The following is a 14,610-nucleotide window of genomic DNA, read 5'->3' as shown; positions in this document are numbered from 1 at the left end:
AAATTCAGGCTGGGCCCGGAGAAATCCGGGTCCAGCCGAACCTGTCTTAGCAAGGGCCTCATATGTTGGGGCGTTTTCTAAGACGCGGTTCTTGGATCGGGAGGCTGCCTTCGGGACGGTGGCCACGAATTGATCCGGACGTGTCGTCTCGAATGTGCAGGATGCCGGGGCCCGACGGTGTCTTTGCCCGCTGAGAACTTGAAAGGTGACATCTGACATGGCTCAAACGTTCCTTGGCCAGAAACGTCTTCGTAAATACTACGGCAAAATCCGCGAAGTGTTGGAAATGCCGAACCTCATTGAGGTACAGAAATCTTCTTATGATCTTTTCCTGCGCTCCGGCGATGCAGAACAGCCCACTGACGGCGAAGGCATCAAAGGCGTGTTCCAGTCGGTTTTCCCGATCAAGGATTTCAACGAGACCTCCGTTCTGGAGTTCGTGAAATACGATTTGGAAAAACCCAAATACGACGTCGAAGAGTGCATGCAGCGTGACATGACCTACAGCGCGCCGCTGAAGGTCACTCTGCGTCTGATCGTGTTTGATGTCGATGAAGATACCGGCGCGAAGTCGGTCAAAGACATCAAAGAACAGGACGTGTTCATGGGCGACATGCCCCTGATGACGCCGAACGGTACGTTCATCGTGAACGGCACCGAGCGTGTGATCGTCAGCCAGATGCACCGCTCGCCCGGTGTGTTCTTTGACCACGACAAGGGCAAGACCCACTCGTCCGGTAAACTGCTGTTCGCCTGCCGCATCATCCCGTATCGCGGCAGCTGGCTGGACTTTGAGTTCGACGCCAAAGACATCGTTTTTGCCCGTATCGACCGTCGCCGCAAACTGCCTGTGACGACCCTGCTTTATGCGCTGGGTCTGGATCAGGAAGCGATCATGGACGCGTATTACAACACCGTCTCCTACAAGCTGGATGGAAAGAAAGGCTGGGTCACGCCGTTCTTTCCCGAGCGTGTCCGCGGCACTCGTCCGACATACGACCTGATCGACGCGAAATCGGGTGAAGTGATTGCCGAAGCGGGCAAGAAAGTCACTCCGCGCGCGGTCAAAAAGCTGATAGACGAAGGCAGCGTTACCGAATTGCTGGTTCCCTTCGACAACATCGTTGGGAAGTACGTCGCCAAGGACATCATCAACGAAGAAAACGGCGCGATCTACGTCGAAGCCGGTGATGAACTGACCCTGGAATACGACAAGGACGGCGACCTAATTGGTGGCACTGTCAAGGATCTGATGGATGCGGGCATCACCGACATCCCGGTTCTGGACATCGACAACGTCAATGTCGGCCCCTACATGCGCAACACCATGGCTCAGGACAAGAACATGAGCCGCGACACCGCGCTGATGGACATCTACCGCGTCATGCGTCCGGGTGAGCCGCCCACCGTTGAGGCTGCGTCGGCCCTGTTCGACACGCTGTTTTTCGACAGCGAGCGCTATGACCTGTCCGCTGTTGGCCGCGTGAAGATGAACATGCGTCTGGCTCTGGACGCGCCGGACACCCTGCGTACCCTGCGTCGCGAAGACATCGTGGCCTGCATCAAAGCGCTGGTGGAACTGCGTGACGGCAAGGGCGACATCGACGATATCGACCACTTGGGCAACCGTCGTGTGCGCTCGGTCGGCGAACTGATGGAAAACCAGTACCGCGTTGGCCTGCTGCGCATGGAGCGCGCGATCAAAGAGCGTATGTCGTCGGTTGAGATCGACACCGTCATGCCGCAGGACCTGATCAACGCGAAACCGGCTGCGGCTGCTGTTCGTGAATTCTTCGGCTCGTCGCAGCTGTCGCAGTTCATGGACCAGACCAACCCGCTGTCGGAAGTCACCCACAAACGCCGTCTCTCGGCGCTTGGCCCCGGTGGTTTGACGCGCGAGCGTGCGGGCTTTGAGGTGCGCGACGTACACCCGACCCACTATGGCCGGATGTGCCCGATTGAAACGCCCGAAGGTCCGAACATCGGTCTGATCAACTCGCTGGCCACCTTTGCCCGCGTGAACAAGTACGGCTTCATCGAAACACCCTATCGCGTTGTCAAAGACGCCGAGGTGACCGATGAGGTTCACTACATGTCCGCGACCGAAGAAATGCGTCACACCGTGGCGCAGGCGAACGCGACGCTGGACGCTGATGGTAAGTTCATCAACGATCTGGTGTCGACCCGTCAGGCCGGTGACTACACTCTTGCCCCGCGCGAGAATGTTGACCTGATCGACGTAAGCCCAAAACAGCTGGTTTCGGTCGCTGCATCGCTGATCCCGTTCCTTGAAAATGACGACGCCAACCGCGCTCTGATGGGCTCGAACATGCAACGTCAGGCGGTTCCGCTGCTGCGCGCCGAGGCACCGCTGGTCGGTACCGGGATCGAGGAAAAGGTTGCGATCGACTCAGGCGCTGCGATTCAGGCGAAACGCGCCGGTATCATCGACCAGGTCGATGCCCAGCGTATCGTTATCCGCGCCACCGAAGATCTGGAACTGGGCGACGCTGGCGTTGACATCTATCGTCTGCGTAAATTCCAGCGTTCGAACCAGAACACCTGCATCAACCAGCGTCCGCTGATCAAGGTGGGTGACACCGTCCAGAAGGGCGAAGTCATTGCCGACGGTCCGTCGACCGACATGGGCGAACTGGCCCTTGGTAAGAACGTGGTCGTCGCGTTCATGCCGTGGAACGGTTACAACTACGAAGACTCGATCCTGATCTCGGAACGTATCGCGCGTGACGACGTCTTTACCTCGGTCCATATCGAGGAATTCGAAGTCGCCGCTCGTGACACCAAGCTGGGTCCGGAAGAGATCACCCGCGACATCCCGAACGTCGGTGAAGAAGCGCTGCGCAACCTCGACGAGGCGGGCATCGTTTACATCGGTGCGGATGTTGAGCCGGGCGATATTCTGGTCGGCAAGATCACTCCGAAGGGCGAAAGCCCGATGACCCCGGAAGAAAAGCTGCTGCGCGCCATCTTTGGTGAAAAAGCATCTGACGTGCGCGACACCTCGTTGCGTGTAAAGCCGGGCGATTACGGTACGGTCGTTGAGGTTCGCGTTTTCAACCGTCACGGCGTCGAAAAAGACGAGCGTGCGCTGCAGATCGAGCGTGAGGAAGTCGAACGTCTGGCCCGTGACCGGGACGACGAGCTGGCGATCCTGGACCGCAACATCTATGCGCGTCTGCAAGGTCTGATCCTGGGCAAAACCGCTGTGAAAGGCCCGAAAGGCGTCAAGCCGGGCTCGGTGATCACCGAAGAGCTGCTGGAAACCCTGACCCGTGGTCAGTGGTGGCAGCTGGCGCTGGAAGGTGAGCAAGACGCACAGATCGTTGAGGCTCTGAACGAGCAGTACGAAGTGCAGAAACGCGCTCTGGACGCCCGTTTCGAGGACAAGGTCGAGAAAGTCCGCCGTGGCGACGACCTGCCGCCGGGCGTGATGAAGATGGTCAAAGTCTTCATCGCCGTGAAGCGTAAGCTGCAGCCGGGCGACAAAATGGCCGGTCGTCACGGGAACAAAGGTGTGATCTCCAAGGTTGTTCCGATGGAAGACATGCCGTTCTTGGCCGATGGTACGCCGGTTGACTTCTGTCTGAACCCGCTGGGTGTGCCTTCGCGTATGAACGTTGGTCAGATCCTTGAAACCCATATGGGTTGGGCCGCGCGCGGTCTGGGTCTGAACATCGACGAAGCTCTGGGTGAATACCGCCGGTCCGGCGATCTGACCCCGGTGCGCGAAGCGATGAAGCTGGCCTATGGCGAGAATGTCTACGAAGAAGGCATCACCGGTCTGGACGAGGATGGCCTGATCGAGGCTGCGGGCAACGTGACCCGTGGTGTTCCGATCGCAACCCCGGTCTTCGACGGCGCCAAAGAGGCTGACGTCAACGACGCGCTGGTGCGTGCGGGCTTCTCGGAAAGCGGTCAGTCGGTTCTGTTCGACGGTCGCACCGGTGAGCAATTTGCACGTCCGGTCACCGTGGGCATCAAGTACTTGCTGAAACTGCACCACCTTGTGGACGACAAAATCCACGCGCGTTCGACCGGGCCGTACAGCCTGGTTACCCAGCAGCCGCTGGGTGGTAAGGCGCAGTTCGGTGGTCAGCGCTTTGGTGAAATGGAGGTCTGGGCTCTGGAAGCTTACGGTGCCGCCTACACCCTGCAGGAGATGCTCACCGTGAAATCGGATGACGTCGCCGGCCGGACCAAGGTCTATGAGTCGATCGTCAAGGGCGAGGATAACTTTGAAGCGGGCGTACCGGAATCGTTCAACGTTCTGGTTAAAGAAGTCCGTGGCCTTGGCCTGAATATGGAACTCCTGGATGCGGAGGTTGAGGAGTAAGGGCGCTGCCCTTTCTCCCGTCCCCCCTTCCGCAAGATTTGAGGTAACAAATGAACCAGGAAATCACCAACAACCCGTTCAACCCGCTGACGCCCCCGAAGGTTTTCGACGAGATCAAGGTCTCGTTGGCGTCGCCCGAGCGGATCCTGTCTTGGTCCTATGGCGAGATCAAGAAACCCGAAACCATCAACTACCGGACGTTCAAGCCTGAACGTGACGGCCTGTTCTGCGCGCGTATTTTTGGCCCGATCAAAGACTACGAATGTCTGTGCGGCAAATATAAGCGGATGAAGTATCGCGGCGTTGTCTGCGAGAAGTGTGGCGTTGAAGTCACTCTGCAAAAAGTCCGCCGCGAGCGTATGGGCCACATCGAACTGGCAGCACCCGTTGCGCACATCTGGTTCCTGAAATCGCTGCCGTCCCGCATCGGTCTGATGCTGGACATGACGCTGCGCGATCTGGAACGCGTTCTGTACTTTGAAAACTACGTCGTCATCGAGCCCGGTCTGACCGACCTGACCTACGGCCAGATGCTGACCGAAGAAGAGTACATGGATGCGCAGGATGCTTATGGCATGGACGCGTTCACCGCGAATATCGGTGCTGAAGCCATCCGTGAGATGCTGGCCCAGATCGACCTGGAAGCCGAAGCCGAGCAGCTGCGCGCTGATCTGGCCGAAGCAACCGGCGAGCTGAAGCCAAAGAAGATCATTAAGCGTCTGAAGGTTGTTGAATCCTTCCTCGAGTCGGGCAACCGCCCCGAGTGGATGGTCATGACCGTGATCCCGGTCATTCCGCCGGAACTGCGTCCGCTGGTTCCGCTGGATGGTGGCCGTTTCGCGACCTCGGATCTGAACGATCTGTATCGCCGCGTCATCAACCGGAACAACCGTCTGAAGCGTCTGATCGAACTGCGCGCGCCTGACATCATCGTCCGCAACGAAAAGCGGATGCTGCAGGAATCCGTGGATGCTCTGTTCGACAACGGCCGTCGCGGCCGCGTTATCACCGGCGCCAACAAGCGTCCGCTGAAATCGCTGTCGGACATGCTGAAAGGTAAGCAAGGTCGCTTCCGTCAGAACCTTCTGGGTAAGCGCGTCGACTTCTCGGGCCGCTCGGTCATTGTGACCGGTCCGGAACTCAAGCTGCACCAGTGTGGTCTGCCCAAGAAGATGGCGCTGGAGCTGTTCAAGCCGTTCATCTACTCGCGCCTCGAAGCCAAAGGTCTGTCTTCGACCGTGAAACAGGCGAAGAAACTGGTCGAAAAAGAGCGTCCCGAAGTGTGGGATATCCTCGACGAGGTGATCCGCGAACACCCTGTCATGCTTAACCGTGCACCGACGCTGCACCGTCTTGGCATTCAGGCGTTCGAGCCCGTTCTGATCGAAGGTAAAGCCATCCAGCTGCACCCGCTGGTCTGTTCGGCCTTTAACGCCGACTTCGACGGTGACCAGATGGCTGTTCACGTCCCGCTGAGCCTTGAGGCCCAGTTGGAAGCGCGTGTTCTGATGATGTCGACGAACAACGTTCTGTCGCCTGCAAACGGCGCGCCGATCATCGTTCCGTCGCAGGATATGATTCTGGGTCTCTACTATGTGACGCTGGAACGGGAAGGCATGCCGGGCGAAGGCAAGGTGTTCGGGTCGATCGACGAAGTTCAGCACGCGCTGGATTCCGGCGAAGTGCACCTGCACTCGAAAATCACCGCGCGGATCACGCAGATCGACGACGAAGGCAACGAGGTTCAGAAGCGTTTTGAAACCACTCCTGGCCGTCTGCGCCTGGGTGCATTGCTGCCGATGAACAACAAAGCACCGTTCGAGCTGGTCAACCGTCTGCTGCGGAAGAAAGAAGTGCAGCAGGTGATCGACACCGTCTACCGCTATTGCGGTCAGAAAGAGTCGGTTATCTTCTGTGACCAGATCATGTCGGTGGGCTTCAAAGAAGCGTTCAAGGCGGGCATCTCGTTCGGTAAGGACGACATGGTCATTCCGGACGACAAGTGGGGCATTGTTGATGACACCCGCGGTCAGGTGAAGGACTTTGAACAGCAGTACATGGACGGCCTGATCACTCAGGGCGAAAAGTACAACAAAGTTGTCGATGCCTGGTCGAAGTGTAACGACCGCGTCACCGAGGCCATGATGTCGACGATTTCGTCGTCGGATCGGGCAGCGGACGGCTCTGAGCAGGAGCCGAACTCGGTCTACATGATGGCCCACTCGGGCGCGCGTGGCTCGGTCACTCAGATGAAACAGCTGGGCGGTATGCGCGGCCTGATGGCTAAGCCGAACGGTGACATCATCGAGACGCCGATCATCTCGAACTTTAAAGAAGGTCTGACCGTTCTCGAGTACTTCAACTCGACCCACGGTGCCCGTAAGGGTCTGTCGGATACCGCTCTGAAGACGGCGAACTCGGGTTACCTGACCCGTCGTCTGGTGGATGTGGCGCAAGACTGTATCGTTCGTGAGATCGACTGTGGCACCGAACGTGCGATCACTGCCGAAGCCGCCGTGAATGACGGTGAGGTTGTTGCTTCGCTGGCCGAGCGCGTGCTGGGCCGTGTATCTGCTGACGACGTTCTGCGTCCGGGTACGGATGAGGTGCTGGTTGCAGCTGGTCAGTTGATCGACGAACGCATGGCCGACACTATCGATGAAGCTGGCGTTGCCTCGATGCGCATCCGCTCACCTCTGACCTGTGAGTCCGAGGAAGGCGTCTGTGCCACCTGCTACGGTCGTGACCTTGCACGCGGTACCATGGTGAACACGGGTGAGGCTGTCGGCATCATCGCCGCGCAGTCGATCGGTGAACCCGGTACACAGCTGACCATGCGGACCTTCCACATCGGTGGCGTTGCGCAAGGTGGTCAGCAGTCGTTCCAGGAAGCGAACCAAGAAGGTGTTGTCGCGTTCGAGAACCCGCAGATTCTGATCAATGCCGCAGGCGAAAGCCTGGTCATGGGCCGGAACATGAAGCTGGTGATCAACGACGAACACGGCGAAGAGCGTGCCAGCTTCAAGCTGGGCTACGGCTCCAAGCTGTTCGTCAAGGATGGCGCCAAGGTTGCTCGCGGCGACAAGCTGTATGAATGGGATCCCTACACTCTGCCGATCATCGCCGAGAAAGCCGGTACCGCGAAATATGTCGACCTTGTTTCGGGCATCGCTGTCCGGGATGAGACCGACGATGCAACCGGTATGACCCAGAAGATCGTGATCGACTGGCGCGCCGCCCCCAAAGGCAGCGACCTCAAGCCCGAGATCATTCTGGTCGGTGAAGATGGCGAACCAGTCCGCAACGATGCGGGCAACCCGGTTCACTATCCGATGTCGGTGGATGCGATCCTGTCGGTCGAAGATGGTCAAACTGTCGAAGCTGGTGACGTTGTCGCGCGTATCCCGCGTGAAGGCGCCAAGACCAAGGACATCACCGGTGGTCTGCCGCGTGTGGCCGAACTGTTCGAAGCCCGTCGTCCGAAAGATCACGCGATCATCGCAGAAGCCGATGGTTACGTGCGCTTTGGCCGCGACTACAAGAACAAGCGCCGCATCAGCATCGAGCCGGCTGACGAGTCCATGGAGACCATTGAATACATGGTGCCCAAGGGCAAGCACATCCCGGTCGCCGAAGGGGACTTCATCCAGAAGGGTGAGTACCTGATGGACGGTAACCCTGCTCCGCATGACATCCTGTCCATCATGGGTGTCGAAGCGCTGGCGGATTACATGATCGACGAGGTGCAGGACGTGTATCGTCTGCAGGGCGTGAAGATCAACGATAAGCACATCGAGGTTATCGTGCGCCAGATGCTGCAGAAGTGGGAGATCTTGGATTCAGGCGACACCACCCTGCTGAAAGGCGAGCATGTCGACAAGCAAGAGTTCGATGCGGCCAACGAGAAGACCATCGCCCGCGGTGGTCGTCCGGCACAGGGCGAGCCGATCCTTCTGGGGATCACCAAAGCCTCGCTGCAAACGCGTTCGTTCATCTCGGCGGCGTCGTTCCAGGAAACCACTCGCGTGCTGACCGAAGCCTCGGTTCAGGGCAAGAAAGACAAGCTGGTTGGCCTGAAAGAGAACGTCATCGTTGGTCGTCTGATCCCCGCTGGTACCGGTGGCGCGACTCAGGCCGTGCGTCAGGTGGCCCAAGGTCGCGACAACGTCGTCATCGAGGCGCGCCGGGAAGAGGCCGAAGCAGCCGCTGCTCTGGCTGCTCCGGTTATTGACGACGACATGGTCGGTGATGAGCTGGACATCGTGGTCGACGCCCCCGAAAGCCGCGAATAAACGCGGTTTCAGAGCAAAGAACAGGCCCTGCGGAAACGCGGGGCCTTTTTTTGTTGTTGTGGTCTTGCCGAACAGAGCGCCGATCGTATCAAAAAAGGCGCGCGGTGGGCTCAGGCAATGCGACAGATGTGCGTTCAAGCGCTCAGATTCAGGAACAGAACGCCAAGCGCAACCTCCACAAACGCGCCCGTCGCAAACCAATTAAGAAGTAGTTTTCCGCTTAGCGCACTTCGATAGACGCCGCGAACAAACAAGACTGGAATGGCGGCGATCCAAACAATGGTCAATATGGCAACAGGCACTCCAAACGCGCCCGGCGTGTCACCGTTTTTCACGGATTCCGGTGCCAGATCAGAAATTGCTTGAAGGTTGAAAAATAGGAAAAACACAACAACGAGCTGAGAGCGCCCCAAAACACTAAGTCAAATCTGATAGGGGTCGGGCCAGGCTGAGATCTGCGGGTTTTCGACTGTGTCACGCGCGCCTTTGGTTGCGGCTGATCACCACGGGTTTGGTAGCGATGTGGTCGCTGATCAAAACCTTGAGAATTCTTCTCAAACACAATGTCTCCAGAAAATTAGCTTTAGAATGGTCAAACCGTTCAACACATTGGTGCGATCTGCAATTCACTTTTCCAGCCACGTCTATTGACTTGCAGCGCGTCATCCCCGCGAATGAGCACGAAAATATCTGAGTTCTGTTTCCATGTCTCCAAACATAAAAGGCGCCCTGCTGATGATGGGCAGCATGGCGGGCTTTACCATCAATGATACGCTGATCAAGCTGGCAGGGGAGCAGGTGCCTTTGTTCCAGATGGTGGCGATGCGCGGGGCTTTGGCGACGGTTCTGGTCTATCTCTTGGCGCGGCATTTGGGGGCTTTGCATCTGAACTTTCCACGCCATGACAAATGGCTGATCGCCGCGCGTTGTCTGGCCGAGTTGTCGGCCACGTTCTTCTTTTTGACTGCGTTGTTGCACATGCCATTGGCCAATGTGACCGCCGTGTTGCAGGCGCTACCACTGACAGTGACTTTAGGCGCGGTGCTGTTCTTTCGGGAGCAAATCGGTTGGCGGCGGATCGTGGCTATCGGGTTGGGCTTTACTGGCATGCTGCTGATCGTCCGGCCGGGCCCCGAAGGTTTCAGCATCTATGCCATCTACGCTCTGATTGCGGTATTGTCCGTCACTGTGAGGGATCTGATCACGCGGCGCATGACCGTTCATGTGCCTTCGCTGACGGTGACGCTGGCGACATCGGTTACTATTACGGTGTCGGCCGGGATCGCCTCTGCGACCACGGGCTGGCAACCTGTCCCATTCGACGCGGGGGTGATGATTGCCTGCGCTGCGGTGTTTGTGCTGATCGGGTATCTGTGCAGCGTCATGGTCATGCGCGAGGGCGATGTGGGTTTCATCGCGCCATTCCGTTATTCAAGTCTGCTGTGGGCGCTGGCATTGGGCTGGGTCGTGTTCGGAGATTGGCCTGATGCCGTCACCATGGCTGGCGCTGTTTTGGTCGTCGGCGCCGGGCTGTTTACTCTATTCCGCGAACGTGCGGTTCATACAGCCGAGTGAACCCGACGCACGGCGTCCTGATCGATGGCAAAGCGGGCGATGAACTCGCCCTCTTGTTCGGGGGTCAGGGGTGCAAGCTGGGTGTTGCTTTTGCGGGCATGGGGTGAATCGTTGAACGAATTCAGCGTGCGCACCCACATCGGCGCGTCTGGATAGCTGATCACCGGCATGTAGTTTCCGATCCTGTGATGCCCAAAATTCATGATTGTCAGATCACTTCCACCCCGCACGTACATGGCAAACCCGATCCCCAGCAGCGGTTGAAACACCTGCGCGGCGTGAATGCCCTCGGGCCCGAACCGCGCCAGGAACCCTTGGTTATAGTCGATGGCGACCGTTTTGTGGTTGCGCATCAGCGCGCCGCCTTCGTCAGCGGCGATACGTAGCCGTTCGACGAAATCCACCGACACGGCGTCGTCATCATCATGCCGGAACTGGATGCAGGGCACGTTGGGATCGTGACGCGCGGCGTTCAGGATCTCTTTCATCACCCGGCGGTGGCGCATGGGACGACGGGCGATGATCTGCACCTGTTTCATGCCTGCGGTCAGGTCGTGCAGCCGATCAAAGGCGGGTTTCGGCAGGCAATCCCCGATCACGATGAGCAATTGGAAATCTTCATCCGTTTGTTCGCGCAGACAGGGCAGGGTGGTGGTTTCGAACAGGCGAAACCTCTCTTCCAGCCGGGTAGGGTGGTAGAGATAGGCGCGCCGTTCCTCGATCGTGTCATGTTCGACCTGAAAGCCGCCATGGGCGGGGTAGGAAAAGCGGCACAGGCCGATGATTTGCATGGGTCATCCGTGGTGCGTGGCGTTGCGCCCGACTATGCCCCTGCGCCCCAGAACCCGCAATGGCTAGCAGCACTGGCGGCCGACAATCGGACCGGGTACATCAGCGCAAAGCGGCCTGTCGTGCGGTGGGTCCGGTGTACTGTTGACACTTGCGCCGACTCCCCCTATTACGCGCCCATCTCGGTACCGGGGGCCGCCCCAAAACCGATCTCAGTAATGGACTGGTCAAGACCCGGACAATTTTGCAGTTCGCGTCCTCTGATAACCAACCGCGACGTTCACCTCGGAATGGGAACGCTCGCGGGTTTTGCGCTTGTGGACGCATGAGTGCAGCAAAGTTTAACCGCACGCAATGCGCGTGCATGTCATGTGTGTTGCAAAACGGGGAAGAAACCGGAATGCCAACTATTCAACAGCTGATCCGCAAGCCGCGGCAGCCCAAAGTAAAACGCTCGAAGTCCATGCACCTGGAGCAGTGCCCGCAGAAACGCGGCGTCTGCACCCGTGTGTACACCACCACACCGAAAAAGCCGAACTCGGCTATGCGTAAGGTTGCCAAAGTGCGCCTGACCAACGGGTTCGAGGTCATCTCGTACATCCCCGGTGAAAGCCACAACTTGCAGGAACACTCGGTTGTTCTGATCCGTGGCGGCCGTGTAAAAGACCTTCCCGGTGTGCGTTACCACATCCTGCGCGGTGTTCTGGATACTCAGGGCGTCAAAGATCGTAAGCAACGTCGTTCGAAATACGGCGCGAAGCGTCCCAAGTAAGAAGGAGAGGCTGATATGTCACGTCGTCACGCCGCCGAAAAACGCGAAGTCCTGCCTGACGCCAAATTTGGCGACAAGGTTCTGACCAAGTTCATGAACAACCTGATGATCGACGGCAAGAAGTCGGTCGCAGAGCGCATCGTTTACAACGCCTTTGACCGCGTTGAGAACAAGATCAAGCGCGCACCTGTCGAAGTGTTCCACGAAGCGCTCGACAACATCAAACCGTCGGTCGAGGTTCGCTCGCGCCGGGTTGGTGGTGCAACCTATCAGGTTCCGGTCGAAGTGCGCCCCGAGCGCCGCGAAGCACTGGCCATCCGCTGGCTGATCACCGCCGCGCGCGGTCGCAACGAAAACACCATGGAAGAACGCCTCGCCGGTGAACTGCTGGACGCTGTACAGTCCCGCGGTACTGCCGTGAAGAAGCGCGAAGACACCCACAAGATGGCCGAGGCGAACAAAGCCTTCAGCCACTACCGTTGGTAATCCAGAGGCTTATCCAAAATGGCACGCGAATATCCGCTCGAACTATACCGTAACTTCGGTATCATGGCGCACATCGACGCAGGTAAGACCACCTGCTCGGAGCGTATCCTGTATTACACTGGTAAATCCCACAACATCGGTGAGGTGCACGATGGTGCAGCCACCATGGACTGGATGGAGCAGGAGCAGGAACGCGGCATCACCATCACTTCGGCTGCGACCACCACTTTCTGGGAGCGCACCGAGGACGGTCAGACCGCCGATACCCCCAAGCACCGCCTGAACATCATCGACACCCCCGGCCACGTTGACTTCACCATCGAAGTTGAACGCTCGCTGGCGGTTCTCGACGGTGCCGTCTGCGTTCTGGACGCAAACGCCGGTGTTGAGCCCCAGACCGAAACCGTGTGGCGTCAGGCTGACCGCTACAAGGTTCCGCGTATGGTTTTCGTCAACAAGATGGACAAGATCGGCGCAGACTTCTTCAACTGCGTTCGCATGATCGAAGACCGCACCGGCGCACGCGCTGTTCCGGTTGGTATTCCGATCGGCGCCGAGTCTGAGCTGGAAGGTCTGATCGACCTGGTCACCATGGAAGAATGGCTGTGGCAGGGCGAAGATCTGGGCGCAAGCTGGATCAAAGCTCCGATCCGCGACAGCCTGAAAGACATGGCTGACGAATGGCGCGGCAAGATGATCGAAGCGGCCGTCGAAATGGACGACGACGCGATGATGGAATACCTGGAAGGCAATGAGCCCGACGTTCCGACCCTGCGCGCCCTGCTGCGCAAAGGTACTTTGGACATCGCGTTCGTTCCGGTTCTGGGTGGTTCGGCGTTCAAGAACAAAGGTGTTCAGCCTCTGCTCAACGCTGTGATCGACTATCTGCCCAGCCCGCTGGACGTTGTTGATTACATGGGCTTCAAACCCGGCGACGAGGAAGAAGTTCGTGACATCGCCCGTCGTGCAGACGACGACATGGCCTTCTCGGGTCTGGCGTTCAAAATCATGAACGACCCCTTCGTTGGCTCGCTGACCTTCACCCGGATCTACTCGGGCACCATGAACAAGGGTGACTCGATCCTGAACTCGACCAAAGGTAAGAAAGAGCGCATCGGTCGTATGATGATGATGCACTCGAACAACCGGGAAGAGATCGAAGAAGCGTTTGCAGGCGACATCATCGCGCTGGCGGGTCTGAAAGACACCACCACCGGTGACACCCTGTGTGACGCGAAAGAGCCGGTCGTTCTGGAAACCATGACCTTCCCCGATCCGGTTATCGAGATCGCGGTTGAGCCCAAAACCAAGGGCGACCAAGAGAAGATGTCCCAGGGTCTGGCCCGTCTGGCCGCCGAAGACCCGTCCTTCCGTGTGGAAACTGACCTGGAATCCGGTCAGACCATCATGAAGGGCATGGGCGAACTTCACCTGGACATCCTGGTTGACCGTCTGAAGCGCGAGTTCAAGGTTGAAGCGAACATTGGTGCACCGCAGGTGGCCTATCGTGAAACCATCTCGATGCCGGTCGAGCACACCTACACCCACAAGAAACAGTCGGGTGGTTCGGGTCAGTTCGGTGAAGTTAAGCTGGAAATCCAGCCGACCGAGCCAGGCGAAGGTTATTCGTTCGAAAGCCGCATCGTTGGTGGTGCCGTTCCGAAGGAATACATCCCGGGTGTTGAAAAAGGCATCAACTCGGTCATGGATAGCGGCCCGCTGGCTGGCTTCCCCGTGATCGACTTCAAGGTTGCCCTGCTGGACGGTAAGTTCCACGACGTTGACTCGAGCGTTCTGGCGTTCGAAATCGCGGCCCGTATGTGTATGCGTGAAGGCATGCGCAAAGCTGGCGCGAAACTGCTGGAACCGATCATGAAGGTCGAAGTGATCACCCCGGAAGAATATACCGGCGGTATTATCGGCGACCTGACCTCGCGTCGTGGCCAGGTGTCTGGTCAGGAACCGCGCGGCAACGCGATCGCGATCGATGCGTTCGTTCCGCTGGCGAACATGTTCGGCTACATCAACACTCTGCGTTCGATGTCGTCGGGCCGTGCCCAGTTCACCATGCAGTTCGATCACTACGATCCGGTTCCGCAGAACATCTCGGACGAGATCCAGGCGAAATACGCATAACCAAAGATTTGAGGGGGTCCGGTTCACGGGCTCCCTTCATTACCGAAAAAGGAGGCCATCATGGCAAAGGAAAAGTTTGAGCGTACAAAACCGCACGTCAACATCGGCACGATTGGCCACGTTGACCACGGTAAAACCACGCTGACCGCAGCGATCACCAAGTATTTCGGTGACTTCAAAGCGTATGACCAGATTGACGGTGCGCC

8 protein-coding genes are annotated in these 14,610 nt (G+C 58.1%); 7 read left to right on the top strand and 1 reads right to left on the bottom strand.

Features of this window, described 5'->3' with window-relative positions; translation table 11 throughout:
* Positions 1-217: 217 nt before the first annotated feature.
* The 3 genes from rpoB to AC2FNR_RS12930 all read left to right on the top strand — a co-directional run bounded on the left by rpoB (position 218) and on the right by AC2FNR_RS12930 (position 10,221).
* Positions 218-4,354 (top strand): DNA-directed RNA polymerase subunit beta, encoded by a 4,137-nt coding sequence (rpoB, locus tag AC2FNR_RS12940; RefSeq protein ID WP_480866368.1) that lies wholly within the window; start codon positions 218-220, stop codon positions 4,352-4,354.
* Positions 4,355-4,404: 50 nt separating this feature from the next.
* Entirely contained in the window at positions 4,405-8,646 is a 4,242-nt protein-coding gene (rpoC, locus tag AC2FNR_RS12935; protein WP_496849365.1) for a DNA-directed RNA polymerase subunit beta', read from the top strand.
* A 705-nt stretch (positions 8,647-9,351) separates the two neighbouring features.
* Positions 9,352-10,221: a DMT family transporter gene (locus AC2FNR_RS12930; RefSeq protein ID WP_496849363.1), complete on the top strand. Its 870-nt coding sequence runs from the start codon at positions 9,352-9,354 to the stop codon at positions 10,219-10,221.
* On the opposite strand, the gene AC2FNR_RS12925 is transcribed toward AC2FNR_RS12930, so the two are convergent.
* Positions 10,206-11,012, bottom strand: a complete 807-nt coding sequence (locus AC2FNR_RS12925; protein ID WP_480866364.1) for a putative rhamnosyl transferase — start codon at positions 11,010-11,012, stop codon at positions 10,206-10,208. The two genes, AC2FNR_RS12930 and AC2FNR_RS12925, sit on opposite strands and share 16 nt — an antisense overlap.
* A 398-nt stretch (positions 11,013-11,410) precedes the next feature.
* Between AC2FNR_RS12925 and rpsL the strand changes: the two genes are divergently transcribed.
* The 4 genes from rpsL to AC2FNR_RS12905 all read left to right on the top strand — a co-directional run.
* Positions 11,411-11,782, top strand: coding sequence for a 30S ribosomal protein S12 (gene rpsL, locus AC2FNR_RS12920; protein WP_005621086.1), 372 nt, complete (start codon positions 11,411-11,413; stop codon positions 11,780-11,782).
* Between the two features lie 15 nt (positions 11,783-11,797).
* Entirely contained in the window at positions 11,798-12,268 is a 471-nt protein-coding gene (gene rpsG, locus AC2FNR_RS12915; RefSeq protein ID WP_039529242.1) for a 30S ribosomal protein S7, read from the top strand.
* An 18-nt stretch (positions 12,269-12,286) separates the two neighbouring features.
* The gene (gene fusA, locus AC2FNR_RS12910) at positions 12,287-14,404 is read left to right on the top strand and encodes an elongation factor G (protein WP_170754422.1); all 2,118 of its coding nucleotides are present in this window, start codon (positions 12,287-12,289) and stop codon (positions 14,402-14,404) included.
* A 60-nt stretch (positions 14,405-14,464) separates the two neighbouring features.
* Positions 14,465-14,610, top strand: a 146-nt coding sequence (locus AC2FNR_RS12905; RefSeq protein WP_480637420.1) for a GTP-binding protein, incomplete at its 3' end; no start/stop codon positions are given.

Source organism: Ruegeria sp. SATB045 (genome assembly GCF_059613525.1).
This window is presented reverse-complemented; position numbering and strand designations above follow the sequence as displayed.

Excerpts from the sequence above, each read along its gene's own strand:
- rpoB (WP_480866368.1), top strand. The coding sequence starts at position 218 with ATGGCTCAAACGTTCCTTGGCCAGAAACGTCTTCGTAAATACTACGGC.
- rpoC (WP_496849365.1), top strand. The coding sequence starts at position 4,405 with ATGAACCAGGAAATCACCAACAACCCGTTCAACCCGCTGACGCCCCCG.
- AC2FNR_RS12930 (WP_496849363.1), top strand. The coding sequence starts at position 9,352 with ATGTCTCCAAACATAAAAGGCGCCCTGCTGATGATGGGCAGCATGGCG.
- AC2FNR_RS12925 (WP_480866364.1), bottom strand. The coding sequence starts at position 11,012 with ATGCAAATCATCGGCCTGTGCCGCTTTTCCTACCCCGCCCATGGCGGC.
- rpsL (WP_005621086.1), top strand. The coding sequence starts at position 11,411 with ATGCCAACTATTCAACAGCTGATCCGCAAGCCGCGGCAGCCCAAAGTA.
- rpsG (WP_039529242.1), top strand. The coding sequence starts at position 11,798 with ATGTCACGTCGTCACGCCGCCGAAAAACGCGAAGTCCTGCCTGACGCC.
- fusA (WP_170754422.1), top strand. The coding sequence starts at position 12,287 with ATGGCACGCGAATATCCGCTCGAACTATACCGTAACTTCGGTATCATG.